The following is a 24,641-nucleotide window of genomic DNA, read 5'->3' on the forward strand; positions in this document are numbered from 1 at the left end:
GCGTTGCGTGGATCTAGCGGATGCCGATAGTGCCGGCCGTTGGCCGGCAACCCTGGAAACGTGGCAGCCGGCCATCGGCCGGCTCTACCGGATGCCGCTTCAGAACCAGCGCTGGAACAGCTCCACTGTATAGCCCACCAGCTGCCCGGAACTGAAGCCGAAGAACGCGATCGCCACCAGCGCTGCGATCCAGTTGAACAGCATCAATGCACCATCGCGCTCCAGCAGCGCCAGCGAGAACAGCAGCAGCTGGAAGCCGAACAGGAAGTTGGTGAACGGAATCGGCAACGACAGCAGGATGCCCAGCAGCACCAGCAGCAGGCCGCTGAAGGCGTGCGCGGGCAGCGGTGTCAGCAACTGCGGCAGGCGAGGCTTCAGCATCCTGTCCAGCCGCCGCAACGGGCGATCGATACGGTCCAGGAAGCGGTGCATGGTGCCGCGCTTCGGCCCGCGTCGGGCAATGAAACCGGGCAGCCAGGGCCGGCGCAGGCAACACAGCATCTGCAGTCCGATCAGGACCACGAGTGGGCCGCTGACCGCACCCCCCATGCCCGGGATCGGGATGAACGAGGGCAGGATCGCCACGAACAGGAACACGCCAAACGCGCTCTGCTGCAGGTTGCTGAGGATCTGGCCGAGCGGCATGTGCTCGGCGGGATCGCCGGAGGCGAACATCTCCAGCAGGGTGCGGATGCCCTCGTTGCGGTAGGTCGGGCGCTGCGCGCCCTGGCCCTGGCCGGCCTCAGGCGGTGAGCTCATCGGCCTGCTCGTCGGACAACGTGCGCAGCAGCAGCTTGTCCACCCGCGCACCGTCCAGGTCGACCACCTCGAAGCGCCAGCCGGCCCAGTCGAAGTACTCGCCTGCGTGCGGGATGCGGCCGAAGTAATGGATGCACATGCCGGCCAGCGTGTAGTAGTCGCCATCCTCGGCATCGGGCAGGTCGTTGCTTCCGATCAGCTCGCGCAGGTCCTCGATCGGCAGCGAGCCGTCGACCAGCAGCGAGCCGTCCTCGCGGGTCACCACCAGTGCATCTTCATCGGCATTCTCCACCGCCTGCAGGCGGCCGACCACGGCGCCCATCAGGTCGCTGATGGTCACCAGGCCCTGGATCTCGCCGTACTCGTCCACCACCAGCGCCATCGACTGCTGCTCCTCGCGGAAGATCTCCAGCAGCTTCATCGCGTGGGTCGATTCGGAGACGTACAGCGGTTCGCGCAGGGTCTGGAACAGCGCGTTGTCGCCGCGCGCCATGCGCGTGGCCAGCGATTTCAGCTCCAGCACGCCGACCACGTCCATGTCGTTGTCGCGGTACACCGGGTACCGCGAGAACTCGTGCTCGGCCATGATGTCCAGATTGCGCTCCAGCCCGGCCTGGGTGTCTAGCCAGGCAATGCGGTTGCGCGGGGTCATCAGGCTGTCGGCGGTGCGGTCGCCCAGGCGCATGACGCGGTTCATCATGTCGCGCTCGTGGGCGTCGATCACGCCAGCTTCGTGGCTCTCGGCCACCAGCATCCGGATCTCTTCTTCAGTCACCTGCGCGGCCTCGTCCTTGCCCAGGCCCAGCACCTTCAGTACCAGCTGGGTGGTCTTGGACAGGAGCCAGACGAAGGGCAGGGCCAGCCTGGCCAGCCAGCTCATCGGCATCGCGACCAGGCCGGCAATGGCCTCGGAGCGGGTCAGGGCCAGACGCTTGGGCACCAGTTCGCCGAAGATCAGCGTGATGAAGGTGATCAGCGAGACCGCCAGGGCGGTGCCTACTTCGCGCGCGTACGCAAAGCCGGGCATCAGGCCCTGCAGCCAGCCGGCGATCGCGTCGCCGATCGCATCACCACCGAGGTAGCCGGTCAGTACGCCGATCACGGTGATGCCGATCTGCACCGTGGACAGGAAGCTCTCCGGCTTCTCCGAAAGCTCCAGCGCCTTGGCGGCGCGCTTGGAGGTGGCGGCCATCTGCTTCAGGCGGCTCTTGCGCGAGGTCATGACCGACATCTCGGACATGGCGAAGAAGCCGTTCAGTAGAACCAGCGCGAAGACAATCAGGATCATTTCAAACACGGGCGTCGTCCCCGGTTGGTGGCAGGGAGGGCGGGTGCTTGCGATGGCGGCAGGCGCTCAGGAACGGGGTCCGGCGCGGCGCAGGGGGATAAGGGTCGTCGTCCATAAGGTGCGCCCGAAGGCGCGCTGGCATCTTAGCAAAGGGGCGTGGCAGGGTGGCAACCGCTTGTTCAGGTTCGGGGTTCCAAGCCCCGGAAAGGGGGCGGGGATACCCGTGATGGTCATCTAGCCGTCATAATTCGCTCTGGTGCCGTCCTTCCCGCGACGGCTGACAGGTTTCTCAATGTTCTCTCTGCAGACCATTTTCGGTTCCGGCAAACAGTTCTACACCCTGCTTGATGAGGCTGCCGTCGCGGCTTCCGATGCCGCCAAGGCGCTGCATTCCATGCTGCGCGAGGCCGATCGCCAGCCCGCGCTGGACGCCTTCAAGCTGGCCCGCCTGCGCGAACGCGCGGCCTCGGACAAGATCAGCCAGGCGCTGGTGGACAGCTTCATGACCCCGATCGAGCGCGAAGACATCGAAGCGCTGGGTTCGGCCCTGTACAAGATTCCGAAGCAGATCGAGAAGTTCGCCGATCGCTATTCGCTGGCCACGACCCACCTGGAGCACATCGACTTCGCGCCGCGCGCGGCGATGCTGGAACAGGCCGCCGGCGTGGTGGTGGAGATGGTGGCCGACCTGCGCCACATGAACCTGGACCGGATGACCGCGCTGAACGAGAAGCTGCGCTCGCTGGAGAACGAGGCCGACCGCCTGATGCTCGAGCTGTACCGCGACATCTACTCCGGTCGCCTGGACAACCTGCAGATGTTCCTGCTGAAGGAATTCTTCGAGATCCTGGAAAAGGCCATCGACCGTTGCCGCGAGGCCGGCGTGGTGGCGTACCAGATCGTGTTGAAGAACAGCTGACGGACGCCGCCGCATGTTGACCCTTGTCCTGGTGGTGATCCTGGCCGCACTCGTCTTCGAGTTCATCAACGGCTTCCACGACACCGCCAACTCCATTGCCACCGTGGTCGCGACCAAGGTGCTCTCGCCCGGCTGGGCGGTGATGCTGGCCGCCTTCATGAACCTCATCGGTGCGCTGACCGGCACTGCGGTGGCGCTGACCATCGCCTCGGGCCTGCTCAACACCAACGTGGTCGAGGTTACTCCGCAGGTGATCCTGTGCGCCCTGCTGGGCGGCATCATCTGGAACCTGATCACCTGGTGGAAGGGCCTGCCGTCCTCGTCTTCGCACGCCCTGATCGGTGGCCTCTGCGGTGCCGGTCTGGCCGCGGCCCACAACAACTGGGACGCGCTGATCTGGTCGGAGCGCCTGGGCAGCTGGGCGCAGAACAAGGGCCTGCTGTGGAAGGTGTTCGTGCCGATGATCACCTCGCCGATCGCCGGCTTCCTGCTCGGCATCGTGGTGATGGTGCTGCTGTGGGCGCTGATCGCCGGCCTGGCCAAGGTCGGTGGCGCCATCGGCCGCCTGGCCCGTCCGCGCATCGTCAATGCCTTCTTCGGCAAGGCGCAGATCGCCTCGGCGGCCTACATGGGCTTCGCCCACGGCCACAACGACGCGCAGAAGACCATGGGCATCATCGCGATGACCCTGATTGGTGCCGAAGCCACCGGCGCACTGAACGATCTGCCGTCCTGGCTGGCCTTCATGCACCCGGACGCCCACGCCGGTGACGGCATCGCGATGTGGATCGTGCTGACCTGTGCGGTGGTGATGGCCGCCGGTACCGCTTCGGGCGGCTGGAAGATCATCAAGACCCTGGGCCACAAGATGGTCAAGTTGCACCCGATCCACGGCTTCGCCGCGGAGACCAGCTCGGCCACCATCCTGACCCTGGCGGCCCACTTCGGCATGCCGGTCTCGACCACACACAGCATCTCCACCGCGATCATGGGCGTGGGCTTCGCCAAGAACCCGCGTTCGCTGAAGTTCGGCGTGATCGAGCGCATCGTCTGGGCCTGGATCCTGACCATTCCCGCGGCAGGCGGCTGTGCGTACCTGATCCTGAAGCTGTTCGAGCTGTTCGGCTGGACCTGATCGCCACGCCAAGGTGCACACGAAAAAGCCCGCCGGATTCCGGCGGGCTTTTTCATGGGAAGAACATTACTTCTGCACCCATCGTGTCGACCAAGGTCGACACCTACCAAAAGCAGAATCAGGTTCGGATCCCGTGCCGACCAACGGTCGGCACCCACCGACGGCTCGCAGAAATCTGTCGAAGGCGGGCCGGGGTGGGCAGGCGGGGGCGCAGAGCGCCATGGATGGCGCTCTACGAGGCACGCAGGAGCGGTTTTTTGCCGTCCCCCGCCTGCCCACCTCGGCCCGCCAACCCACGGAAACTCTGCTTTTGACGTTGCCGTTGCCGTTGATCCGGCGGGTGCCGGGCCAGCGGCAGGCCCGGCCGACCCTCCTCAATTGCGTTGGAACAGCGCCTGCACATCCCTGCGGAACGCCGCCTGGCTGTCCGCCCGGCTGTAGAACATGTGCCCGCCCGGATAACTGCGCACCTGCACCCGGTCCGGATTGCTGCCCATCGTCGGCATCTGGTCCACGGTCAGGATCGAACCCATGAACGGGCACGACAGGTCGTTCCAGCCATGCACGATCAGCACCTGCAGGTGCGGGTCGATCGCCACGGCCTGGCGCAGCTGGGTCACCGCGCCATCGCGCAGCTCGCCATTGCGGTCCCACAGCCGGTTCACGTCGTAGTTCAGCGCCTGGTACCGCGCATCCACCTTCCAGCCGACCACGCGCGTCACGAAGTCGACCATCGCGGTGGTGGTCGGCGCGATGATGCTGTCCAGCAGCGGATCGTTGGCGCGCTGCTCCGGATCGTTCGGGAATGGATCGAACGCGGTCACGTTGGAATCGTAGCGGCTGCCCAGCGTGCCCTTGTCGCGGAACACTTCACGCAGGTAGGCCTGGGTTTCCAGCCGACCACCGGCACGGCGCACGAACTGCGGGTCCAGCCCGGTCAGTTCGGTCACCCGGCGCAGCATCGCCTCGGTCGCCTGCGGATCGCTGCGGCCCTTCATCAACGCGGTGGCGTAGTCGCCACGGGTGTACTCCACCACGTCGCGCATCGCTGCATCGGTCAGCTTGCCCTGGCGCTCCAGGTGCGCGGCGGCGATCGACGGCAGGGTCTGCATCCACGCCATCGGCGAGACATCGGCGTTGTCTTCCAGGGTCGGGCTCAGGTACGGCGAGACCAGTACCAGGCCGTTCATCGCCACTCCCAGCCGGGTCTGCAGGTAGTGGGTGATGCGCGGGCCACGGTAGCCGCCGTAGCTCTCGCCGGTCAGGTACTTGCGCGACGCCATGCGCTGGTTGCGCAGCAGCCAGTCGTAGATCGAGCGTGACAGGTATTCGATGTCGGCGCTGGGGTTGTACAGCGCCTTCTTCGCTTCATCGTCGCCGATGCGCGCGCGGCTGAAGCCGGTGCCGACCGGATCGATGAACACCAGATCGGTGAAGTCCAGCCAGGTGCCGGGGTTGTCATGCAGGGTGGCGGGCGCCGAGGCGCTGTCGCCTTCCGAACCGAAGGTGACCACCTTGGGCCCGATCGCGCCCATGTTGAGGTACACCGACGAGGCACCGGGGCCGCCATTGAGCGCGAACGTCACCGGCCGGTCCTTGCCCGGCATCGTGTACGCAGTGAACACCACATCGGCGATGACCTTCCCCTTCTCATCGCGCACCGGCAGGGTGCCGACGGTGGCGGTGTAGTCCAGGGTGCGGCCGGCCAGGCGCATGCTCTGGCGCGCCGACGCATCGGCGGGCAGCGCAGGCGCGTCGGTCCTGTCGTCTTTCGAATCGGGCTTGGTGTCAGCGGCGGGCGCGGCCAGCACGCTGGTGGGGGCGATGAGCAGGCCGACGCAGAGCGCGGCAGTGTGCAGCAGGGACTTCATGGCACCGGATCGGCAGCGGAAGGGGGTTCCGATGCTAGGCCGGTGGAGTGCCGTGCCGTATGTGTCCAAAGGCATGGCCACGTTCTGCAGCGGCTTGTGGCCAGATTGGATCAAACGGGCAGGGCGGCTGCCGCTTCGTCGTTGGCCAGCAAGCCATAGACGGCCGAGTCCGAAAGCTCGCCCTGGATGCGCCAGCGCTGGCGCAGCACCCCCTCGCGGTGGAAGCCGAGGCGGTCAAGCACATGTGCCGAGGGTACGTTGCGTGGATCGATCTCGGCTTCGATGCGGTGCAGGTGCAAGGTGCGGAACAGATAGCCCAGCATCTGCTGCAGGGCCTCATGCATGTAGCCCTGGCCCTGGCGGTCGGGCGCCAGCAGATAGCCGATCTCGGCCCGCATGGCCTCACGATCAATGGCGAATGCGACGCAGACGCCCAGCAGTGGGCCGTTGGGTGATTCGCGCAGGGCCAGCTTCAACTGGGTGCCGATCGCGTGCGCGGCAAGGTCGTCGTCGATCTGTTCGCGGGCTTCGGCCGGTCGTGTCCAGGCCGGATGGTTCCACCAGCGCATCACGTCCGGATTGGATTGCAGCGCGAACAGCGCGGCCGCGTCGTCACGGCGGATCGGGCTCAGCACCAACCGCGCGCTGTGCAGCGGCAGGGCGGGGAACAGCAACGAGTGGCTGGCCAATACGATGGTCCACACGGGTGGACGCGCATTATGGCTCCGCCGGGTTTGCCGATGGCGGCGTAATGCCAAGGGCGCATGAACCGGTAGTGCCGGCCGCTGGCCGGCGGATCTGCCCTGATCACGCGGATGCCGAGGGTGCCGGCCAGCGGCCGGCACTACCGGATGATGGGGCTGGATCAGACTTCCAGCGACGCCAGGTCGCCCTTGCTCTCCAGCCAGCCCTTGCGGTCGGACGCGCGCTTCTTGGCCAGCAGCATGTCCATCAGCGAGCGGGTCTGCTCGCCATCGTCCACGGTCAGCTGTACCAGGCGGCGCGTATCCGGGTGGATGGTCGACTCGCGCAGCTGCGGCGGATTCATCTCGCCCAGGCCCTTGAAGCGGGTCACGTTGATGGCGCCCTTGATCTTCTCGCGTTCGATCTTGTCCAGCATCGAGCGCTTTTCTTCTTCGTCCAAGGCATAGAACACCTGCTTGCCTACGTCGATGCGGAACAGCGGCGGCATCGCCACGAACACGTGGCCGGCATCGACCAGCGCCGGGAAGTGCTTCAGGAACAGCGCGGTCAGCAGCGTTGCGATGTGCAGGCCGTCGGAGTCCGCGTCGGCCAGGATGATCACCTTGCCGTAGCGCAGGCCACTGATGTCGTCCTTCCCCGGATCGCAGCCGATGGCGATGGCCAGGTTGTGTACTTCCTCCGAGGCCAGCACGCTGTTGGACGAGACTTCCCAGGTGTTCAGGATCTTGCCACGCAGCGGCATGATCGCCTGGAAATCCTTGTCGCGGGCCTGCTTGGCGCTGCCGCCTGCCGAGTCACCTTCCACCAGGAACAGCTCGGTGCGCGACAGGTCCTGGCTGATGCAGTCTGCCAACTTGCCGGGCAGGGCCGGGCCCTGGGTGACCTTCTTGCGGACGACCAGCTTCTCGGTCTTCAGGCGCGCGCTGGCACGCTCGATGGCGATCTGCGCGATCTTCTCGCCCAGCTCCACATTCTGGTTGAGCAGCAGGCTGAAGGCATCATGGGCGGCACCTTCGATGAAGCCGGCCGCCTGGCGCGAGGACAGGCGCTCCTTGGTCTGGCCGCTGAACTGCGGGTCGGTCATCTTCAGCGACAGCACGAACGACACGCGGTCCCACACGTCTTCCGGGGCCAGCTTGACGCCACGCGGCAGCAGGTTGCGGAAGTCGCAGAACTCGCGCAGCGCCTCGGTCAGGCCAGTACGCAGGCCGTTGACGTGGGTGCCGTGCTGGGCGGTGGGGATCAGGTTGACGTAGCTTTCCTGCACCAGCTCGCCTTCCGGCAGCCAGGCCACTGCCCAGTCCACGACCTCGGTGTCCTTCTTCAGGCTGCCGACGAACAGCTCGGCCGGCAGCATCTCGCGATCACCCAGCTCCAGCTTCAGGTAATCGCGCAGGCCGTCTTCGTAGTACCAGGTATCGACTTCACCGGTGGCTTCATCGGTCAGCTTCACAGTCAGGCCCGGGCACAGCACGGCCTTGGCGCGCAGCAGGTGCTTGAGCGCGCGCACCGCGAACTTCGGCGTATCGAAGTACTTCGGGTCCGGCCAGAAGCGCACGCGGGTACCGGTGTTCTTCTTGCCGACGCTGCCGACCACTTCCAGCGGCGTGGCACGGTCGCCGTTGCGGAAGGTGATGCGGTGTTCGGCACCGTCGCGCTTGATGTGCACCTCCACCAGGGTCGACAGCGCATTGACCACGCTGACGCCGACGCCGTGCAGGCCGCCGGAGAAGGTGTAGTTGTTGTTGCTGAACTTGCCGCCTGCGTGCAGGCGGGTGAGGATCAGCTCGACACCCGGGATCTTCTCCTCCGGATGGATGTCCACTGGCATGCCGCGGCCGTCATCGCTGACCTCCACGCTGCCGTCCTTGTACAGGGTGATCTCGATCGAGCGGGCGTGGCCGGCGAGGGCCTCGTCCACCGAGTTGTCGATCACTTCCTGCGCCAGGTGGTTCGGGCGCGCGGTGTCGGTATACATGCCGGGACGGCGCTTGACCGGGTCAAGGCCGGACAGGACTTCAATATCGGCGGCGTTATAGCGGGCGTTCATCTGTCTTCGAAAGCTTGGAGCGACGGGCAAGTGTGGGGTCTGGCAAGGGAATTTGCACGCCTGCGGTTCAGCCTCGGCGGCGGGGAGGGGGTAAAATGGCAGCCGCTGGAATCTGAACGCCGGCGGCCCCGTTGGGTCTGAACGTCCAAGCCATACCGCGAGGAGGACCTCATGAAGAAGTTGCTGACCATTGCGATCCTGGCCGCTGCCGCCGTTGCAGTGCCGCTGGTGGTGGCGCAGAACGCCGGCCAGCCGGCCCCGCAGCAGGGTGGCCAGGCCGACAAGGCGCAGGCCGAAGCCGATGCCAAGGCCAAGCGCCGCGCCCAGGCCAATGCCGAAATGAAGGCGCAGGGCCAGCCGGCCCCGCAGCAGGAAGAGGAAGAAGAGGCGCGGAAGAAGAAGTAATTCTTCCGCCCTCCGAAGCCCTTGCCGCAAGGGATTCGCCCCCCGACGCCCCGCCCAGCGGGGCGTTTCTTTTGAGTGACGGCCGCAACTGCCCCTTGGGTTGGCGCCCATCAATCTGTAAACTATGGCTTTCCGGGAGTAAGTGCGTGTCCACCCTTTGCGAATGGGCTGGCACGACCATGCGTGGTCGCCAGCAATGCGGGTCGCAGGTGACGGTCGATTTGACCGGCACGGCCGCCCCGACCTCGCAGGGTGGTCCCCGTCCGGCGCCTGCCGCCGCACGGCCCAGCACCTCCCTCGCTGCCCCAGCGAACCGGAAAACCCCCTTCAAGCTCCATGCCCGCCCTCCGGGTGCGCGTGGTGCTGCCGTTTTCCATTTCCAGACAGGATGCTTGCAGCCATGACTCCCTTGATTTTCGTAACCGGCGGCGTGGTGTCCTCGCTCGGCAAAGGCATTGCCGCTGCGTCACTGGCCGCCATTCTCGAAGCCCGTGGCCTGAAGGTCACGATGATGAAGCTCGACCCGTACATCAACGTCGACCCGGGCACCATGAGCCCGTTCCAGCACGGTGAGGTCTACGTCACCGACGACGGCGCCGAGACCGACCTCGACCTGGGCCACTACGAGCGCTTCGTGCGCACCCGCCTGAGCCGCAAGAACTCGGTCACCACCGGCCGCATCTACGAGAACGTGATCCGCAAGGAGCGCCGTGGCGACTACCTGGGCGCGACCGTGCAGGTCATCCCGCACATCACCGATGAGATCCGCCGCTGCATCGATGAAGCCACGGAAGGTTACGACGTGGCGCTGGTCGAGATCGGCGGCACCGTTGGCGACATCGAGTCGCTGCCGTTCCTGGAGGCGATCCGCCAGGTGCGCACCGAACGTGGCCCGGAGAAGGCGCTGTTCATGCACCTCACTCTTGTGCCGTACATCGGCGCCGCCGGTGAGCTGAAGACCAAGCCGACCCAGCACTCGGTGAAGGAGCTGCGTTCGATCGGCATCCAGCCGGATGTGCTGCTGTGCCGCTCCGAGCAGGCTGTGCCGGATTCGGAGCGCCGCAAGATCGCCCAGTTCACCAACGTTTCCGAGCGTGCGGTGATCAGCGTGCCGGACGTGGACGTGCTGTACCGCATCCCGTCCGGCCTGCATGCACAGGGCCTGGACGAAATCGTGGTGAACCAGCTGAAGCTGGCCGACAAGGCCGGTCCGGTCGATCTGTCGATGTGGGAAGACGCGGTCGATGCGACCCTGCACCCGCTGGACGAAGTGACCATCGCCGTGGTCGGCAAGTACGTCGATCACCAGGATGCCTACAAGTCGGTCGGCGAAGCCCTCAAGCACGGTGGCCTGCGCCAGCGCACCAAGGTCAACCTGAAGTGGCTGGAAGCACAGGACCTGGAAGGCACCGACATGGCCGCACTGGCCGATGTCGACGGCATCCTGGTGCCGGGTGGTTTCGGTGACCGTGGTTTCGAAGGCAAGGTGCTGACCTCGAAGTTCGCCCGCGAGCAGCAGGTGCCGTACTTCGGCATCTGCTACGGCATGCAGGCGGCGGTGGTCGATTACGCGCGCAACGTGGTCGGGCTGGAAGGTGCCAACAGCACCGAGAACGATCGCCAGTCGCCGAACCCGGTGATCGGCCTGATCACCGAATGGCGCACCGCCAGCGGCGATGTCGAGAAGCGTGACGACAAGAGCGACCTCGGCGGCACGATGCGCCTGGGCCTGCAGGAACAACGCCTGAAGCCGGGCACGCTGGCCCGCGAGCTGTACGGCAAGGACGTGGTCGCCGAGCGCCATCGCCACCGTTACGAGTTCAACAACCGCTACCGCACCCAGCTGGAAGATGCGGGCCTGGTGATCGCCGGCAAGTCGATGGACGACACCCTGGTGGAAGTGGTCGAGCTGCCGCGCGACGCCCACCCGTGGTTCCTGGCCTGCCAGGCGCACCCGGAATTCCTGTCCACGCCGCGTGACGGCCATCCGCTGTTCATCGGTTTCATCCGTGCCGCGCGCGAGCGCAAGGCCGGCGGCAAGCTGCTTTCCGAAGCGCGCGCCTGACTTGTGAATGGGGGCTTCGGCCCCCATCCTGCATGCTTCAACCCCCAGCGCACCGGCCCGGCCGGTGCTGCGGACAACAAGGAAACGCCATGAAACTGTGTGGATTCGAGGTCGGGCTGGACCAGCCCCTGTTCCTGATCGCCGGCCCCTGCGTGATCGAGTCGATGCAGCTGCAGCTCGATACCGCCGGCAAGTTGAAGGAGATCACCGACAAGCTCGGCGTCAACTTCATCTTCAAGTCCAGCTTCGACAAGGCCAACCGTACTTCGGGCACCGCCTTCCGCGGCCCGGGCATGGAAGAGGGCCTGAGGGTCCTGGCCGAGGTCAGGAAGCAGATCGGCGTGCCGGTGCTGACCGACGTCCACGAGTACACTCCGATGGATGAAGTGGCCTCGGTGGTGGATGTGCTGCAGACCCCGGCCTTCCTGGTCCGCCAGACCGACTTCATCCGCAAAGTGTGCTCGGCCGGCAAGCCGGTCAACATCAAGAAGGGCCAGTTCCTGGCGCCGTGGGACATGAAGCCGGTCGTGGAGAAGGCCAAGGCCACCGGCAACGAGCAGATCATGGTCTGCGAGCGCGGTGCCAGCTTCGGCTACAACAACCTGGTCAGCGACATGCGTTCGCTGGCGGTGATGCGCGAGACCGGTTGCCCGGTGGTGTTCGACGCCACCCATTCGGTGCAGCTGCCGGGCGGGCAGGGCACCAGTTCCGGTGGCCAGCGTGAGCACGTGCCGGTGCTGGCCCGTGCCGCCGTGGCGGTGGGCATCTCCGGCCTGTTCGCCGAGACTCATCCGGACCCGTCCAAGGCGCTGTCCGATGGTCCCAACGCGTGGCCGCTGGACCAGATGGAGGCCCTGCTCGAGACCCTGATGGAACTCGACGCGGTGACCAAGAAGCACGGTTTCTCGCGCTTCGCGTGAGTCGTGACCCGTGGATGGCGCTGGAAACCCAGCGTCACCGCCGGCACTGGAGACAGTGGCCGTGGGGTCTGCTCGCGCTGGGGCTGTCCGTGGTGTTCACCGTGGGCATGTTCTGCCTGGTGCTGATCGGTGCTGCATCGGTGCGGCCACCGGGTGATGGCAGCAGCGCGCCCGATCTTCGGGCGTACTTCATTGCGCTGCTGGTGGCAGAGCTGGTCGGCGCCGTGGGGTGCGTCGCTGCCGCCGTACTGGCCTGGCGCCTGAACCGTGGCAAGGTGGCCGCCGGGTTGGCGATCGTCCTGCTGTCGCTGTGGCTTGGTGCCCTGTTCTACGGGCTGTTCTGATGAATGCGACCCTGGCAACCCGTGATCGGCCCTGGGGCCTGATCGCGCTGGCGCTGGCTGTTCTTGCCTGGGCCGGCCTGATGACAGCTGTATTCGCCTTCGCCGCCAGTTTCGGTTCGCCCGGGGATGGCAGCCATGGCATGCAGGCCATGCAGTACTGGATCCTGGCTGCACTGACCATGCTCGTGCTGTCCTTTGTTGGCAGCCTGGTGGCGATGGTGATGGCCTGGCGTTGCCGCCGCGGCGGCGTATTGGCCGCCATTGCCGGTGGCCTGCTGGTGGTACTGGTGTCGTTGATCCTGATGGTGATCGGGGCCACTCTGGCCTGACGGCGCCTGCGCCATTTGGCAAGTGGCAGGCAGCCGGGGATAATCACGCGGCATTCGTTTTGTCGCCCCCTCTCCAGACAGGTAACCGGCCCGACCATGAGTACGATCCGCAGCATCCACGCCCGTGAAATCCTCGACAGCCGTGGCAATCCCACGCTGGAAGCCGAAGTCATCCTGGAGGACGGTTCGTTCGGTCGCGCCGCGGTTCCCTCCGGCGCCTCGACCGGTACCAAGGAAGCGGTCGAGCTGCGTGACGGCGACAAGACCCGTTACCTGGGCAAGGGCGTGCGCAAGGCCGTGGACAACGTCAACACCACGATTGCCGCCGCGCTGAAGGGCTTCGAAGCCACCGACCAGGCCGGCCTCGACCGTCGCCTGATCGATCTGGACGGCACCGAGAACAAGGGGCGGCTGGGTGCCAACGCGCTGCTGGGTGTTTCGATGGCCGCCGCGCACGCCGCCGCCGCATCCAGCAAGCAGGCGCTGTGGCAGTACCTGGCCGCCCGGACAGGCGTGGCGCCGTCGCTGCCGGTGCCGATGATGAACATCATCAATGGCGGTGCGCATGCCGACAACAACGTCGACTTCCAGGAGTTCATGGTGCTGCCGGTGGGCTTCATCTCGTTCTCCGAAGCATTGCGCGCTGGTACCGAAATCTTCCATTCGCTGAAGTCGGTGCTGAAGGGCCACGGCCTGAGCACGGCGGTGGGCGACGAAGGCGGCTTCGCGCCGGACTTCCGCAGCAACGTCGAAGCGCTGGACACCATCCTCGAAGCGATCGGCAAGGCTGGCTACACCGCCGGTGAAGACGTGCTGCTGGGCCTGGACGTGGCCTCCAGTGAGTTCTTCGAGAACGGCAAGTACAACCTGGTCGGCGAGAACAAGCGCCTGACCTCCGAGCAGTTCGTCGACTTCCTCGCCGACTGGGCCGCGCAGTACCCGATCATCACGATCGAAGACGGCCTGGCCGAGAACGACTGGGCCGGCTGGAAGCTGCTGACCGACCGCATCGGCAAGAAGGTGCAGCTGGTCGGTGACGACCTGTTCGTGACCAACCCGAAGATCTTCCAGGAAGGCATCGACTCGGGCACCGCCAACGCGATCCTGATCAAGGTCAACCAGATCGGCACCCTCAGCGAAACCCTGGAAGCGATCGCCATGGCCGACCGCGCCGGCTATGCCGCCGTGGTCTCCCACCGCTCGGGCGAAACCGAAGACACCACCATCGCCGATATCGCGGTGGCCACTACCGCCACCCAGATCAAGACCGGCTCGCTGTGCCGCAGCGATCGCGTGGCCAAGTACAACCAGCTGCTGCGCATCGAGGAAGCCCTCGGCGCCGGCGCGCGTTACGCCGGTCGTGACGCGTTCGTTTCGCTGAAGCGCTGAGCCGATGCGCGACTGGCGCTGGATGCTGCTGGTGCTGGCCCTGTTGCTGGGCTGGCTGCAGTACCGCTTCTGGTTCGGTCCGGGCAATTCGGGTGAAGTGATGATGCTCGAAGCCCAGGTCGCCAACCAGGAGCGGGACAATGAGGGCCTGCAGCAGCGCAACGACGCGCTGGCCGCTGAAGTGAAGGACCTCAAGGAAGGCCAGTCCGCCATCGAGGAACGCGCGCGCAGCGAGCTGGGCATGATCAAACCCGGCGAGAAGTTCTACCGCGTGGTCGAGGATGCGCCGGTCCGTCCGGCGCAGCCCGCTGCAGGCGTCACTGTCCAGGCCGGCGATCACCCGGCGGACGTGCCATGAGCGCGGCGATCTGGGTGGTGGTTCCGGCTGCCGGCCGTGGCGCCCGCTTTGGTGCGCCGCTGCCCAAGCAGTACCTGCAGGCGGGCGGGCAGATCCTGCTCGCCCATACCCTGGACGCGCTGCTGGCGCATCCGGCCGTGGCCGGCGCAATGGTGGTGATCGGCCAGGACGACGGCGACTGGCCGGGCTGGAGCGAATGGGCCGGCAAACCGGTGCTGACCTGCATCGGCGGCGCGACCCGTGCCGCCTCGGTGCTGGCCGGGCTGCAGGCACTGCCGGACTCGGTGCGCGCCGACGAATTCGTGCTGGTCCACGACGCCGCGCGACCCAACCTGTCGCTGGCTGATCTTGGCCGCCTGCTTGAAGTCGGGCGTGCCGATCCGGTCGGGGCGATCCTGGCCGCACCGGTGCGCGACACCCTCAAGCGTGCGGGCGACGACGGTGGCATCGATGGCACCGAACCGCGCGAGCGGCTGTGGCGTGCGCTGACACCACAGCTGTTCCGCCGCCACCAGCTCAGCCGCGCGCTGTCTGACGCCGCCGCTGCCGGTGTTGAAGTCACCGACGAGGCCATGGCCATGGAGCGCCAGGGCCAGCGCCCGCTGCTGGTGGAAGGCAGCGAGGACAACTTCAAGGTCACCACCCCGGCCGATCTGGACCGGTTCGAATTCGTACTTTCCCGCCGCGCCGGCTGACTGCCTGCGCGGCCCTGCTGCAAGGGCTGCATCCATGAGCACCGCACCGTTCCCGCCCGTCCGTATCGGCCAGGGCTACGACGTCCATGCCTTCGGTGAAGGCGATCACATCATGCTCGGCGGGGTGAACGTGCCGCACAGCTGCGGCGTGCTGGCGCACAGCGACGGTGACGTGATCCTGCACGCCTTGTGCGATGCGATGCTCGGTGCGTTGGCACTGGGCGACATCGGCCAGCATTTCCCGCCGAGCGATGATCGCTGGAAGGGCGCCGACAGCAGCGATTTCGTGCGCCATTGCGACAGCCTGCTGCGCGAGCGTGGCTGGCGTGTTGGCAACACCGACATCACCGTGATCTGCGAGCGGCCGAAGGTTGGCCCGCATGCGCTGGCCATGCGTGAGCGCATTGGTGGGTTGCTGCAGCTGCCGCTGGACGCGGTCAGCGTCAAGGCCACCACCTCGGAGAAGCTGGGCTTCACCGGCCGCAGTGAAGGCATCGCCGCGCAGGCGGTCGTGTTGCTGGTGGCGGCATGATCCCGCTGCCGTTGGCGTTTGGTGCGCCGCTGTTGACGGCGCGCATCCGCACCACGCCGGACGATTTCCAGGTGGATGAACTGCCGGCGTTCGAGGCCACCGGTGAAGGCGAGCACCTGCTGCTGCACATCCGCAAGCGCGGCGCCAACACCGTGCATGTGGCCAAGCTGCTGGCCAAGTGGGCGGGCCTGCCGGAATTGGCGGTGAGCTACGCAGGCATGAAGGATCGCCATGCGGTCACCACCCAGCGTTTCAGCGTGCACCTGCCCAAGCGCATCGCGCCGGACCTGGCCGAGCTGGCCAGTGACGAGATCGAAGTGCTCGAAGCGACCTGGCACAACCGCAAGCTGCAGCGTGGTGCACTGGCCGGCAACCGCTTCAGGCTGGTGCTGCGCGAGGTGCAGGGCGATGCTGCGGCGATCAGCGAGCGCCTGCAGCAGATCGCCGGGCGCGGCTTGCCGAACTGGTTTGGCGAGCAGCGCTTCGGCCGCGACGGCGGCAACGTGCCGGCGGCATTGGCGATGTTCGGTGGCCGCCGCATGCGCAAGGACCAGCGTTCGCTGCTGCTGTCAGCCGCGCGCTCGGCGCTGTTCAATCGTGTGCTCGCCGCGCGCGTGGAGCAGGGCAACTGGGATCAACCGCTGGACGGTGAAGTGTGGATGCTCGATGGCAGCCGCAGCGTGTTCGGCCCCGAACCCTACACCGACGTGCTGGCCGAGCGCCTGGCGCGTTTCGACATCCATCCCAGCGCTCCGCTGTGGGGCGAAGGCGAGCTGCGCAGCGCCGACGCTGCACGTGAGCTGGAGCTGGCCGCGCTGGACGACGAGGAATCGAAGGCGCTGCGCGCTGGCCTGGAAGACGCACGGCTGAAGCAGGAGCGCCGCGCGCTGCGCCTGCGCCCGGCATTGCTGCAGCATCAGTGGCTGGCCAGTGATGTACTGGAACTCTCGTTCGCGTTGCCGCCGGGCTGCTACGCCACCGCCGTGCTGCACGAACTCGGCCCCGTCGAAGACGCCGCGCAGGCCTGATAGAAAAAGGGGACGGAGGGAATCAAGTCGTTTGTGGCACAAACGACTTGATTCCCTCCGTCCCTGTTTCTCAACGCCGTGCCAGCAGCACCAGCACCGCGCCGGTGCCGCCTTGCCCGGCCGGCGCCGAATGAAACGCCAGCACGTCGTTGCGCAGCCGCAGCAGACGATCGACCAGGTTCTTCAGCACCGGTGCACCGCCATCGGATTGCAGGCCCTTGCCGTGGATGATGCGCACGCAGCCATACTCGTGTGCATGCGCTTCCAGCAGGAACTGGCGCAGCAGGGTTTCCGCCTGCGCGGCGGTGGCGCCGTGCAGGTCCAGCTCATCCTGCACCGAATACTGGCCGCGCTTGAGACGCTGGAACAGGCGCGGTGGCAGGTTGTCGCGGCGGTAGCTGGCCACGTCGCCCGCTTCCAGCGGCGTACTGTCGCGCAGCAGCCGGGCGAACTCGCCCGCGGCTTCGGCGTCGTCGCGTTCGGCCATGCGTGCGCGCGGCTTCGGCCGGGGCGCAGCAGGCGCCGGTTCGGCATCCTTGCGCAGCGGCGTCACTTCACCGATGGCCGCACGGAACAGCGCGGCCGGATCTTCGTCTTCAGGGTGCGACATGCGCACAGGGTAAACCGCCGGCGCGGGTCTGCCTATGACGGCTCGATGTCGGTCGTGACCGCCGGCAGGGTAGGACCGGCGGCTCGCATGCGGCACAATAGACGATGCCCTTGCAGGGTCGACGGCTTCCGCAGGGGAGTACGACGGTCCCGCCCACACTGCACGGTGACGGAATCGAATTCTTGGAAAATCAAGCGGTTAAATCGAAGATGCGAATCCTGGTCAGTAATGACGATGGTGTCGACGCCGCAGGCATCCGGATGCTTGCTTCGGTCCTGCGCGAGGCCGGACACGAAGTCACGGTGGTCGCGCCTGACCGCGATCGCTCCGGTGCCAGCAACTCGCTGACCCTGGACCTGCCGATCCGGCTCAAGCGCATCGACCATTACACCGTCTCGGTGGCGGGCACGCCGACCGACTGCGTGCATCTGGCGCTGACCGGCCTGCTTGAATTCGAGCCGGACATCGTCGTGTCAGGCATCAACAACGCCGCCAACCTCGGCGACGACGTGATCTATTCCGGCACCGTCTCGGCGGCGATGGAAGGCCGCTTCCTCGGCCTGCCGGCGGTGGCGGTCTCGCTGGTCACCCGCAACCACGATCCGAAGCACTTCGACACCGCCGCGCGTGCCGCAGTGGAGATCGTCGCCCGGCTCAAGGCCGATCCGCTGCCGGCCGACACCATCCTCAACGTCAACGTGCCGGATCTGCCGTGGAGCGAGGTCAAGGGCTTCGAGGTCACCCGCCTCGGCAACCGCCATCGTGCCGAAGGCTGCATCGCGCAGAAGGATCCGCGCGGCAACGAGGTGTACTGGATCGGCCCGGCCGGGCGCGAGCAGGACTCCGGCCCGGGCACCGACTTCCACGCGGTGCGCACCGGCCACATCTCGATCACCCCGATCCAGGTGGACCTGACCCGCTACCAGGCGCTGGAGAAAGTGGCCAGCTGGGTGGGTGGCCTCAGCGCCGCGCTGGACCGGCCGGCATGAGTCCACGCCTGCGACTGCAGCCGGAAGCTGTCGGCATCGGCATGACCTCGCAGCGCGTGCGTGACCGTCTGGTCGATCGCCTGCGCGAAGCTGGCATCGTCGACGAGTCCACCTTGAACGCAATCCGGGTAGTGCCGCGCCACCTGTTCATCGATGAAGCACTGGCCTCGCGTGCCTATGAGGACACCGCGCTGCCGATCGGCCATGGCCAGACCATCTCGCAGCCCTGGGTGGTCGCCCGGATGACCGAGGCAGTGCTCCAGGTCGCGCCGAAGCGCGTGCTGGAAGTCGGCACCGGCTCGGGCTACCAGGCCGCCATCCTGGGCGCGCTGGGCCTGGAGGTCTACACCGTGGAGCGAATCGGTGACCTGTTGCGGCAGGCACGCAAGCGCTTCCGCGCACTGGGCATGAACATCCGCACCAAGCATGATGACGGTCGCGCCGGATGGGCCGAGCACGGTCCGTTCGATGCCATCGTGGTCACCGCCGCGGCGCCTGCACTGGTCGATGAACTGGTCGGGCAGCTGGCTGAAGGGGGGCGCCTGGTGGCGCCGGTGGGTGGCCCGGGCGGACAGTCGCTGGTGCAGCTGGACCGCAAGCCCGATGGCAGCATCGAACAACGCGTGCTGGCGCCGGTCACGTTCGTGCCGCTGCTGTCTGGCATGCTCGACTAATCCACGGAGCAGGGTTGCATGAAGATTTTCGGGCCGCTGTACGAGCGGGCGATGAAGTGGGCGGCGCACGAACGCGCGCCGACCTATCTGACGGTATTGAGTTTCTTTGAAGCGATCATCTTCCCGGTGATGCCGGAAGTGATGCTGGCACCGATGTGCGTGGCCCAGCCCAAGCGTGGCTGGTGGTTCGCCACCCTCAGCCTGGCGGGCTCGATGGTCGGCGCGCTGGTGGGTTACGCGCTGGGTCATTACGCTTTCGAGGCGATCAAGCCAGTGTTCGAGGCGCTGGGCATGCTTCCAGCGATCGAGCAGGGCATCACCACCGTGCAGGCGAAGATGGCCGAATCACCGTGGGCGGTGTTCACCTTCCTGGTGCTGGGCGGCTTCATGCCGATCCCGATGAAGGTCTTCACGTGGGCATCGGGTATCGTCGGCGTACCGATGCCGCAGTACCTGTTGAGCATGTTGATCGGTCGTGGCAAGCGCGTGTTCGTGCTGGCCGCGGTCATCCGTATCGGTGGTGCGCGTGCCGAAGCGGCGCTGCGTCGCTGGATTGAACCGCTGGGCTGGATCGCCACCGTGCTGGTGGTGGTGCTGATCGCCTGGCTTGTATGGAGGTCGAAGTTCGCATGAATCCTGATCGTCTGAGCAAGGGAGTGCGCATCGGCGCGCTGGCGTTGCTGGTTTCCACACTGGCCGCCTGCGGTACCGCCACCGTGGTCCGCCCGGGCGGCGGCAACGCTGGTGGCGTGACCACGCCGAAGACCTCGGTACCCAAGCCTGGGCAGACCGTGGTGGTGCGCAAGGGCGACACCATCTATGCGCTGGCCCGCATCCATGACATCACCCCGGCCGACCTGATTGCCTGGAATCGTCTGGACAACCCGTCGACCATCTACCCCGGCCAGGTGATCCGCCTGTATCCGCAGGGGGCCACCAGCGGCCGTGCGCCGACCACGGTGGTCACCCCGCCGCGTTCGGCTGGCAGCAGTGGCGGCAGCACCGCGCCGGCCCCGGCGCCGGTCGGGCCGGTCAAGAGCAACATCGCCTGGCGCTGGCCAGCCGATGGCGCGATCGTCGGCCGCTACGTGGCCGGTGACGCGACCAAGCAGGGCGTGGACATCGCCGGCACCAGCGGCCAGCCGGTCAAGGCAACCGCCAACGGTGTGGTGGTGTACTCCGGTGCCGGCCTGGTCGGCTACGGCGAACTGATCATCATCAAGCACAGCGACCAGTGGCTGTCCGCCTATGGTCACAACCGCAAGCGCCTGGTGAATGAAGGGCAGAGCGTGAAGGCTGGCGAGCAGATCGCCGAAATGGGCCGCACCGGTGCGAACCGCGACATGGTCCACTTCGAGATTCGCTACAACGGCAAGCCGGTCGATCCGCAGCAGTACCTGCCGGCACGGTGACGCGGTTGGAACAGGGAATGCCGGGCCATGCCTGGCGTTCCTGACCTGTAGAGTCGAACCATGCTCGACTCGCTGTACGCTGGCCGCCGCGAGTGGCCATCTGCGATCTTCAGTGGCGCATCTCAAGCTTCCCGGCAAGCCAGGGAAGCGGCATGCTTCAACGGAACCAGCCCCCCCCCGATCCGGTGCCGCATGTCTCGACCAACAGCCCTTTTCGTGCTGCTCATCGTCGCGCCTTTGGCGACCGCCGCCAGCGATCCACGTGACGTGGTCACCCGTCTCTACGACGCCATCCAGGCGCCGACGTCGAACGAAACGGCCATTTCTTCGCTGCTGGGCGATGCACTGCGCTCAGCGGTCGATGCGCAGCATGCTTACGAGCGGGCCTGTACCGCGTTGGCCGCGCACGATGAGAAACCGCACATGCTCGACCAGAGTCCGTATCTGCTGGCGCCGGATCGACCGGACACGGTAGCGGTGGGAATGCCCGAATCGAGGGGTGACGCGACCTGGGTCCGCGTCGACATGGCAGTGGGCGACTATCGCTGGACCGACCGGGTCCTGCTGCAGCGGCAGGACCGCGACTGGAAGGTCATGGATATCCGATGGGGGCAGGGCGGCCACCTGATCGGCCGGCTCCAGGAGTTCTCGGCACTCCGCTGCGCGCCTTCAGGCCGCTAGCGGCCGGAGGCGCCGGTGGCTCGAGAACTCAGCCTTCCAGGATGAAAGCAGCCGCAACCTTGCGGCCTTCGCCGGCCAGGATGTTGAAGGTGCGTGCAGCAGCCGGATTGTTCATCACTTCCAGGCCGATGCCGCGGGACAGGCAGGCGGCCATTACCACCGCCGGCGGGAACACCTGGCGGTCACCGGTACCCAGCACGATCAGCGCCGGATTCAGCGCCAGGATCGGCTCGAGGTCCGCCAGCTGCAACGCAGCGGCACTCGCCACCGGCCAATGCGCGACCAGCTGGTCCGGGGTCAGGAAGAAGCTGCCGTCCAGCACCTGGTCATTGACCTTGGCCGAGCGGCCATCGGCGGCGCGCAGGCTGTAGGCGTAGTCGGGCGGTTCGTGGTTCAGCTGCATGACGGTAGGGCGATCAGCCGCGCGGCAGCACGATCTGGCGCTGTTCCCTGCTCGGGCGGTACAGCACGGCGACGTGGCCGATGCGCTGCACCAGCGCGCTTTCGGTGGCTTCGACGATCTCGCCGATCATCACGTCACGGGCCTCGCGGTCTTCGGCAGCGACCTTCACCTTGACCAGCTCGTGGCGCTCCAGCACTTCGTTCAGCTCAGCAATGAAGGCCGGGGTCACACCCTTGCCGCCGGTCTGCAGCAGGGCCTTCAGGTCGTGGGCTTGGCCGCGCAGGAAACGGGTCTGGGAGGCGGTCAGGGCGATGGACATGCAGGAAAAGACGGTTGAATGGGGCGATCAGGGTATCATGAGGACCCCATCAGCCCCTATTTTCAATGGCTACCCGCAGCAAAAGCAGCCAGCGCTGGCTCAAGGAACACTTCTCCGACCCCTTCGTGAAGAAGGCCCAGGCCGAAGGCATGCGCTCGCGTGCCGCCTACAAGCTCGAAGAGCTGCTGGAACGTGACCGGTTGCTGAAGCCGCACATGGTGGTGGTCGACCTCGGCGCGGCCCCGGGCGGCTGGTCTCAACAGGTGCGGAGACAGATCGGCGATACCGGCCGGGTGCTGGCCCTGGATATCCTGGACATGCCGCCGCTGGCCGGCGTGGAGTTCCTTCATGGTGACTTCAGGGAAGAAGCCGTCCTATCGCAGTTTGAAGCCATGCTCGGGGACCAGCCGGTAGACCTTGTGCTGTCGGACATGGCCCCCAATAAGAGTGGTGTGGGCGCGGTCGACCAGCCGCGGATGATGCATCTGGCGGAGCTGGCCCTGGATTTTGCCGACAACCACCTCAAGACCGGTGGGGCGTTCCTGATCAAGCTGTTCCAGGGTGAAGGCTTTGACGACTACGTGCGCGACATGCGCCGCCGGTACGACAAGGTCTCCATCCGCAAGCCGGAAGCCTCGCGCAAGCGCTCTCCCGAGGTGTACGCCTTGGGTCAGGGAAAACGCGCCCACATGAAGTAAGCTCGCAATGTACGCAAGTTCGACCCCCACGCAACGCCAGCACTGAGAGGAACACCGGAGCCAATGAGGATGAACGACTTGACCAAGAACCTCCTGCTATGGGTGGTCGTCGCCGTCGTGCTGATGGTGGTCTTCCAGAGCTTCTCGCCGAAGTCCTCCGGAGCCGGCGCGCAGGGTGCGTCGTACTCGCAGTTCCTGGACCAGGTGGACAGCGGCAACGTGCAGAAGGTCGCCTTCGGCGGCGACATGCGCGGTGGCACCAGCCAGCTGACCTACACCACCCGCGGCGGGCAGACATCCACCATCACCGCACCGTTCGATCGCGACCTGATCAACGTGCTGCGCACCAAGAACGTGGAGATCGTGCAGGAGGAGCCGTCCAGCGGCATCTCCCTGGGCGCGATCCTGATGAATTTCCTGCCGGTCATCCTGATCATCGGCTTCTGGTTGTTCATCATGCGGCAGATGCAGGGCGGGGGCGGCGGTGCCAAGGGCGCGATGTCCTTCGGCAAGTCGCGCGCCAAGCTGCAGGGCGAAGACCAGATCAAGGTCACCTTCGCCGACGTCGCCGGCTGCGATGAGGCCAAGGAAGAAGTGGGCGAGCTGGTCGACTTCCTGCGCGACCCGTCCAAGTTCACCAAGCTCGGTGGCAAGATTCCGCGCGGCGTGCTGATGGTCGGGCCGCCGGGTACCGGCAAGACGCTGCTGGCCAAGGCCATTGCCGGCGAAGCCAAGGTGCCGTTCTTCTCGATCTCCGGTTCGGACTTCGTGGAAATGTTCGTCGGCGTCGGCGCCAGCCGCGTGCGTGACATGTTCGAGCAGGCCAAGAAGCATGCTCCGTGCATCATCTTCATCGACGAAATCGACGCCGTCGGTCGCCACCGTGGCGCCGGTCTGGGCGGCGGTCATGACGAGCGCGAGCAGACCCTGAACCAGCTGCTAGTCGAAATGGATGGTTTCGAAGGTGGCGAAGGCGTGATCGTGATCGCCGCGACCAACCGCCCGGACGTGCTGGACCCGGCGCTGCTGCGTCCGGGCCGTTTCGACCGCCAGGTCGTGGTTGGCCTGCCGGACGTGAAGGGCCGCGAGCACATCCTGAAGGTCCACATGCGCAAGCTGCCGCTCGCCGACGATGTCGAGCCGATGGTGATCGCGCGGGGTACCCCGGGCTTCTCCGGTGCTGATCTGGCCAACCTGTGCAACGAGGCGGCCCTGTTCGCCGCGCGTGGCAACGAGAAGGAAGTCCGCATGGACCACTTCGACCGTGCCCGCGACAAGATCCTGATGGGTGCCGAGCGCCGCTCGATGGCCATGAGCGAAGAAGAGAAGACCCTGACCGCCTACCACGAAGCCGGCCACGCCATCGTCGGCCGCCTGGTGCCCGAGCACGACCCGGTCTACAAGGTCACGATCATCCCGCGCGGCCGTGCGCTGGGCGTGACCATGTACCTGCCGGAAGGCGACAAGTATTCGATGAACCGCGTGGCGATCAAGTCGCAGCTGTGCTCGCTGTACGGTGGTCGTGTGGCCGAGGAGCTGATCTTCGGTGCCGACAAGGTCACCACGGGCGCTTCCAACGACATCGAACGCGCCACCAAGATGGCCCGCAACATGGTCACCAAGTGGGGCCTGTCCGACCAGCTCGGCCCGATCGCCTATGGCGAAGAGGATGACGAGGTGTTCCTGGGCCGATCGGTCACCCAGCACAAGAGCGTGTCCAACGACACCGCGCGTCGCATCGATGAGGAAGTGCGCAAGATCCTCGACGAAGCCTACGCGCGCACCACCGAGCTGATGACGGCCAACCTGGACAAGCTGCACGCGATGTCCCAGCTGCTGCTGCAGTACGAGACGATCGACGCGCCGCAGATCGACGCCATCATGGAAGGCCGCGATCCGCCGCCGCCGGCCGGCTGGAGCAAGTCGAACAAGGATGGTGGCAACGACAAGGGCGGCGACGCCCGTCCGCTGCCGCCGATCGCGGGCCCGGCCGAATCGCACTGACGGCCCGCTGCGCGTGACACCAGACGAGGCCGGGGCAACCCGGCTTCGTCGTTTCCGGG

27 protein-coding genes are annotated in these 24,641 nt (G+C 66.3%); 19 read left to right on the forward strand and 8 right to left on the reverse strand.

Annotated features, from left to right (window positions below):
- Positions 1 to 99: 99 nt before the first annotated feature.
- Together AC5P8U_RS11350 and AC5P8U_RS11355 are read right to left on the reverse strand one after the other, a co-directional pair.
- The gene (locus tag AC5P8U_RS11350; protein ID WP_053501113.1) at positions 100 to 759 is read right to left on the reverse strand and encodes an exopolysaccharide biosynthesis protein; all 660 of its coding nucleotides are present in this window, start codon (positions 757 to 759) and stop codon (positions 100 to 102) included.
- A complete protein-coding gene (locus AC5P8U_RS11355; protein WP_005416017.1) occupies positions 743 to 2,047 on the reverse strand; it encodes a hemolysin family protein in 1,305 nt (434 codons plus the stop codon). The genes AC5P8U_RS11350 and AC5P8U_RS11355 overlap by 17 nt, the downstream gene beginning before the upstream one ends.
- 292 nt (positions 2,048 to 2,339) lie before the next feature.
- Here AC5P8U_RS11355 and AC5P8U_RS11360 point away from each other — a divergent pair, with 292 nt between their 5' ends.
- Positions 2,340 to 2,966, forward strand: a complete 627-nt coding sequence (locus AC5P8U_RS11360; RefSeq protein ID WP_004152833.1) for a DUF47 domain-containing protein — start codon at positions 2,340 to 2,342, stop codon at positions 2,964 to 2,966.
- A gap of 13 nt (positions 2,967 to 2,979) precedes the next feature.
- Positions 2,980 to 4,101, forward strand: coding sequence for an inorganic phosphate transporter (locus AC5P8U_RS11365; protein ID WP_019658889.1), 1,122 nt, complete (start codon positions 2,980 to 2,982; stop codon positions 4,099 to 4,101).
- 374 nt (positions 4,102 to 4,475) lie between these two features.
- Here the strand turns inward: AC5P8U_RS11365 and AC5P8U_RS11370 are convergent, their stop codons facing one another.
- The 3 genes from AC5P8U_RS11370 to parE form a co-directional block, all read right to left on the reverse strand.
- Positions 4,476 to 5,972: a S10 family peptidase gene (locus AC5P8U_RS11370; protein ID WP_151354698.1), complete on the reverse strand. Its 1,497-nt coding sequence runs from the start codon at positions 5,970 to 5,972 to the stop codon at positions 4,476 to 4,478.
- A gap of 110 nt (positions 5,973 to 6,082) precedes the next feature.
- Positions 6,083 to 6,661: a GNAT family N-acetyltransferase gene (locus AC5P8U_RS11375; RefSeq protein ID WP_072166935.1), complete on the reverse strand. Its 579-nt coding sequence runs from the start codon at positions 6,659 to 6,661 to the stop codon at positions 6,083 to 6,085.
- A 176-nt stretch (positions 6,662 to 6,837) separates the two neighbouring features.
- A complete protein-coding gene (gene parE / locus AC5P8U_RS11380; RefSeq protein ID WP_061478449.1) occupies positions 6,838 to 8,727 on the reverse strand; it encodes a DNA topoisomerase IV subunit B in 1,890 nt (629 codons plus the stop codon).
- 171 nt (positions 8,728 to 8,898) lie between these two features.
- On the opposite strand from parE, the gene AC5P8U_RS11385 reads away from it, so the two are divergent.
- The 10 genes from AC5P8U_RS11385 (at position 8,899) to truD (ending at position 16,792) form a co-directional block, all read left to right on the forward strand.
- A complete protein-coding gene (locus AC5P8U_RS11385) occupies positions 8,899 to 9,132 on the forward strand; it encodes a hypothetical protein (RefSeq protein WP_005408997.1) in 234 nt (77 codons plus the stop codon).
- Between the two features lie 400 nt (positions 9,133 to 9,532).
- Positions 9,533 to 11,197 carry a CTP synthase gene (gene pyrG, locus AC5P8U_RS11390; protein WP_005416023.1) on the forward strand — a complete coding sequence of 555 codons (1,665 nt, stop codon included), beginning with the start codon at positions 9,533 to 9,535 and terminating at the stop codon, positions 11,195 to 11,197.
- Between the two features lie 89 nt (positions 11,198 to 11,286).
- Positions 11,287 to 12,117 carry a 3-deoxy-8-phosphooctulonate synthase gene (kdsA, locus tag AC5P8U_RS11395; protein ID WP_334271586.1) on the forward strand — a complete coding sequence of 277 codons (831 nt, stop codon included), beginning with the start codon at positions 11,287 to 11,289 and terminating at the stop codon, positions 12,115 to 12,117.
- Positions 12,114 to 12,461: a hypothetical protein gene (locus AC5P8U_RS11400; protein WP_072166696.1), complete on the forward strand. Its 348-nt coding sequence runs from the start codon at positions 12,114 to 12,116 to the stop codon at positions 12,459 to 12,461. The genes kdsA and AC5P8U_RS11400 overlap by 4 nt, the downstream gene beginning before the upstream one ends.
- A complete protein-coding gene (locus AC5P8U_RS11405; RefSeq protein ID WP_188241102.1) occupies positions 12,461 to 12,790 on the forward strand; it encodes a hypothetical protein in 330 nt (109 codons plus the stop codon). Before AC5P8U_RS11400 ends, AC5P8U_RS11405 begins: the two co-directional genes overlap by 1 nt.
- A gap of 96 nt (positions 12,791 to 12,886) precedes the next feature.
- Positions 12,887 to 14,179 carry a phosphopyruvate hydratase gene (eno, locus tag AC5P8U_RS11410; protein ID WP_447897263.1) on the forward strand — a complete coding sequence of 431 codons (1,293 nt, stop codon included), beginning with the start codon at positions 12,887 to 12,889 and terminating at the stop codon, positions 14,177 to 14,179.
- A gap of 4 nt (positions 14,180 to 14,183) precedes the next feature.
- Entirely contained in the window at positions 14,184 to 14,537 is a 354-nt protein-coding gene (gene ftsB / locus AC5P8U_RS11415) for a cell division protein FtsB (protein WP_005416028.1), read from the forward strand.
- A complete protein-coding gene (gene ispD, locus AC5P8U_RS11420) occupies positions 14,534 to 15,232 on the forward strand; it encodes a 2-C-methyl-D-erythritol 4-phosphate cytidylyltransferase (protein ID WP_005416029.1) in 699 nt (232 codons plus the stop codon). Before ftsB ends, ispD begins: the two co-directional genes overlap by 4 nt.
- A gap of 34 nt (positions 15,233 to 15,266) precedes the next feature.
- On the forward strand, positions 15,267 to 15,764 hold the full coding sequence (ispF, locus tag AC5P8U_RS11425) for a 2-C-methyl-D-erythritol 2,4-cyclodiphosphate synthase (RefSeq protein ID WP_061480165.1): 498 nt from the start codon (positions 15,267 to 15,269) through the stop codon (positions 15,762 to 15,764).
- Complete coding sequence (gene truD, locus AC5P8U_RS11430) at positions 15,761 to 16,792, forward strand: tRNA pseudouridine(13) synthase TruD (protein WP_447897264.1); 1,032 nt, start codon at positions 15,761 to 15,763, stop codon at positions 16,790 to 16,792. Before ispF ends, truD begins: the two co-directional genes overlap by 4 nt.
- A gap of 70 nt (positions 16,793 to 16,862) precedes the next feature.
- On the opposite strand, the gene AC5P8U_RS11435 is transcribed toward truD, so the two are convergent.
- Positions 16,863 to 17,402, reverse strand: a complete 540-nt coding sequence (locus AC5P8U_RS11435) for a Smr/MutS family protein (protein ID WP_072166690.1) — start codon at positions 17,400 to 17,402, stop codon at positions 16,863 to 16,865.
- 209 nt (positions 17,403 to 17,611) lie between these two features.
- Between AC5P8U_RS11435 and surE the strand changes: the two genes are divergently transcribed.
- The 5 genes from surE to AC5P8U_RS11460 all read left to right on the forward strand — a co-directional run bounded on the left by surE (position 17,612) and on the right by AC5P8U_RS11460 (position 21,158).
- On the forward strand, positions 17,612 to 18,391 hold the full coding sequence (gene surE / locus AC5P8U_RS11440) for a 5'/3'-nucleotidase SurE (protein WP_005416031.1): 780 nt from the start codon (positions 17,612 to 17,614) through the stop codon (positions 18,389 to 18,391).
- A complete protein-coding gene (locus tag AC5P8U_RS11445) occupies positions 18,388 to 19,065 on the forward strand; it encodes a protein-L-isoaspartate(D-aspartate) O-methyltransferase (protein ID WP_005416032.1) in 678 nt (225 codons plus the stop codon). The genes surE and AC5P8U_RS11445 overlap by 4 nt, the downstream gene beginning before the upstream one ends.
- An 18-nt stretch (positions 19,066 to 19,083) precedes the next feature.
- The gene (locus tag AC5P8U_RS11450; protein WP_005416033.1) at positions 19,084 to 19,698 is read left to right on the forward strand and encodes a YqaA family protein; all 615 of its coding nucleotides are present in this window, start codon (positions 19,084 to 19,086) and stop codon (positions 19,696 to 19,698) included.
- Entirely contained in the window at positions 19,695 to 20,477 is a 783-nt protein-coding gene (locus AC5P8U_RS11455; protein ID WP_005416034.1) for a peptidoglycan DD-metalloendopeptidase family protein, read from the forward strand. The genes AC5P8U_RS11450 and AC5P8U_RS11455 overlap by 4 nt, the downstream gene beginning before the upstream one ends.
- Before the next feature lie 192 nt (positions 20,478 to 20,669).
- Positions 20,670 to 21,158: a hypothetical protein gene (locus AC5P8U_RS11460; RefSeq protein ID WP_072166688.1), complete on the forward strand. Its 489-nt coding sequence runs from the start codon at positions 20,670 to 20,672 to the stop codon at positions 21,156 to 21,158.
- Between the two features lie 28 nt (positions 21,159 to 21,186).
- On the opposite strand, the gene AC5P8U_RS11465 is transcribed toward AC5P8U_RS11460, so the two are convergent.
- Together AC5P8U_RS11465 and yhbY are read right to left on the reverse strand one after the other, a co-directional pair.
- Positions 21,187 to 21,561, reverse strand: coding sequence for an Mth938-like domain-containing protein (locus AC5P8U_RS11465; RefSeq protein WP_061480160.1), 375 nt, complete (start codon positions 21,559 to 21,561; stop codon positions 21,187 to 21,189).
- Positions 21,562 to 21,574: 13 nt separating this feature from the next.
- On the reverse strand, positions 21,575 to 21,880 hold the full coding sequence (gene yhbY / locus AC5P8U_RS11470) for a ribosome assembly RNA-binding protein YhbY (protein WP_019658872.1): 306 nt from the start codon (positions 21,878 to 21,880) through the stop codon (positions 21,575 to 21,577).
- A 65-nt stretch (positions 21,881 to 21,945) separates the two neighbouring features.
- On the opposite strand from yhbY, the gene rlmE reads away from it, so the two are divergent.
- Both rlmE and ftsH read left to right on the forward strand, forming a co-directional pair.
- On the forward strand, positions 21,946 to 22,578 hold the full coding sequence (rlmE, locus tag AC5P8U_RS11475) for a 23S rRNA (uridine(2552)-2'-O)-methyltransferase RlmE (protein WP_005409014.1): 633 nt from the start codon (positions 21,946 to 21,948) through the stop codon (positions 22,576 to 22,578).
- 69 nt (positions 22,579 to 22,647) lie between these two features.
- Positions 22,648 to 24,582 (forward strand): ATP-dependent zinc metalloprotease FtsH, encoded by a 1,935-nt coding sequence (gene ftsH / locus AC5P8U_RS11480; RefSeq protein ID WP_005416038.1) that lies wholly within the window; start codon positions 22,648 to 22,650, stop codon positions 24,580 to 24,582.
- Positions 24,583 to 24,641 lie beyond the last annotated feature (59 nt).

The sequence above is a fragment of the Stenotrophomonas sp. YJH_SMC_81 genome, assembly GCF_059370875.1.

Excerpts from the sequence above, each read along its gene's own strand:
- AC5P8U_RS11350 (WP_053501113.1), bottom strand. The coding sequence starts at position 759 with ATGAGCTCACCGCCTGAGGCCGGCCAGGGCCAGGGCGCGCAGCGCCCG.
- AC5P8U_RS11355 (WP_005416017.1), bottom strand. The coding sequence starts at position 2,047 with ATGATCCTGATTGTCTTCGCGCTGGTTCTACTGAACGGCTTCTTCGCC.
- AC5P8U_RS11360 (WP_004152833.1), top strand. The coding sequence starts at position 2,340 with ATGTTCTCTCTGCAGACCATTTTCGGTTCCGGCAAACAGTTCTACACC.
- AC5P8U_RS11365 (WP_019658889.1), top strand. The coding sequence starts at position 2,980 with ATGTTGACCCTTGTCCTGGTGGTGATCCTGGCCGCACTCGTCTTCGAG.
- AC5P8U_RS11370 (WP_151354698.1), bottom strand. The coding sequence starts at position 5,972 with ATGAAGTCCCTGCTGCACACTGCCGCGCTCTGCGTCGGCCTGCTCATC.
- parE (WP_061478449.1), bottom strand. The coding sequence starts at position 8,727 with ATGAACGCCCGCTATAACGCCGCCGATATTGAAGTCCTGTCCGGCCTT.
- AC5P8U_RS11385 (WP_005408997.1), top strand. The coding sequence starts at position 8,899 with ATGAAGAAGTTGCTGACCATTGCGATCCTGGCCGCTGCCGCCGTTGCA.
- pyrG (WP_005416023.1), top strand. The coding sequence starts at position 9,533 with ATGACTCCCTTGATTTTCGTAACCGGCGGCGTGGTGTCCTCGCTCGGC.
- kdsA (WP_334271586.1), top strand. The coding sequence starts at position 11,287 with ATGAAACTGTGTGGATTCGAGGTCGGGCTGGACCAGCCCCTGTTCCTG.
- AC5P8U_RS11405 (WP_188241102.1), top strand. The coding sequence starts at position 12,461 with ATGAATGCGACCCTGGCAACCCGTGATCGGCCCTGGGGCCTGATCGCG.
- eno (WP_447897263.1), top strand. The coding sequence starts at position 12,887 with ATGAGTACGATCCGCAGCATCCACGCCCGTGAAATCCTCGACAGCCGT.
- ftsB (WP_005416028.1), top strand. The coding sequence starts at position 14,184 with ATGCGCGACTGGCGCTGGATGCTGCTGGTGCTGGCCCTGTTGCTGGGC.
- ispD (WP_005416029.1), top strand. The coding sequence starts at position 14,534 with ATGAGCGCGGCGATCTGGGTGGTGGTTCCGGCTGCCGGCCGTGGCGCC.
- ispF (WP_061480165.1), top strand. The coding sequence starts at position 15,267 with ATGAGCACCGCACCGTTCCCGCCCGTCCGTATCGGCCAGGGCTACGAC.
- truD (WP_447897264.1), top strand. The coding sequence starts at position 15,761 with ATGATCCCGCTGCCGTTGGCGTTTGGTGCGCCGCTGTTGACGGCGCGC.
- AC5P8U_RS11435 (WP_072166690.1), bottom strand. The coding sequence starts at position 17,402 with ATGTCGCACCCTGAAGACGAAGATCCGGCCGCGCTGTTCCGTGCGGCC.
- surE (WP_005416031.1), top strand. The coding sequence starts at position 17,612 with ATGCGAATCCTGGTCAGTAATGACGATGGTGTCGACGCCGCAGGCATC.
- AC5P8U_RS11445 (WP_005416032.1), top strand. The coding sequence starts at position 18,388 with ATGAGTCCACGCCTGCGACTGCAGCCGGAAGCTGTCGGCATCGGCATG.
- AC5P8U_RS11450 (WP_005416033.1), top strand. The coding sequence starts at position 19,084 with ATGAAGATTTTCGGGCCGCTGTACGAGCGGGCGATGAAGTGGGCGGCG.
- AC5P8U_RS11455 (WP_005416034.1), top strand. The coding sequence starts at position 19,695 with ATGAATCCTGATCGTCTGAGCAAGGGAGTGCGCATCGGCGCGCTGGCG.
- AC5P8U_RS11460 (WP_072166688.1), top strand. The coding sequence starts at position 20,670 with ATGTCTCGACCAACAGCCCTTTTCGTGCTGCTCATCGTCGCGCCTTTG.
- AC5P8U_RS11465 (WP_061480160.1), bottom strand. The coding sequence starts at position 21,561 with ATGCAGCTGAACCACGAACCGCCCGACTACGCCTACAGCCTGCGCGCC.
- yhbY (WP_019658872.1), bottom strand. The coding sequence starts at position 21,880 with ATGTCCATCGCCCTGACCGCCTCCCAGACCCGTTTCCTGCGCGGCCAA.
- rlmE (WP_005409014.1), top strand. The coding sequence starts at position 21,946 with ATGGCTACCCGCAGCAAAAGCAGCCAGCGCTGGCTCAAGGAACACTTC.
- ftsH (WP_005416038.1), top strand. The coding sequence starts at position 22,648 with ATGAACGACTTGACCAAGAACCTCCTGCTATGGGTGGTCGTCGCCGTC.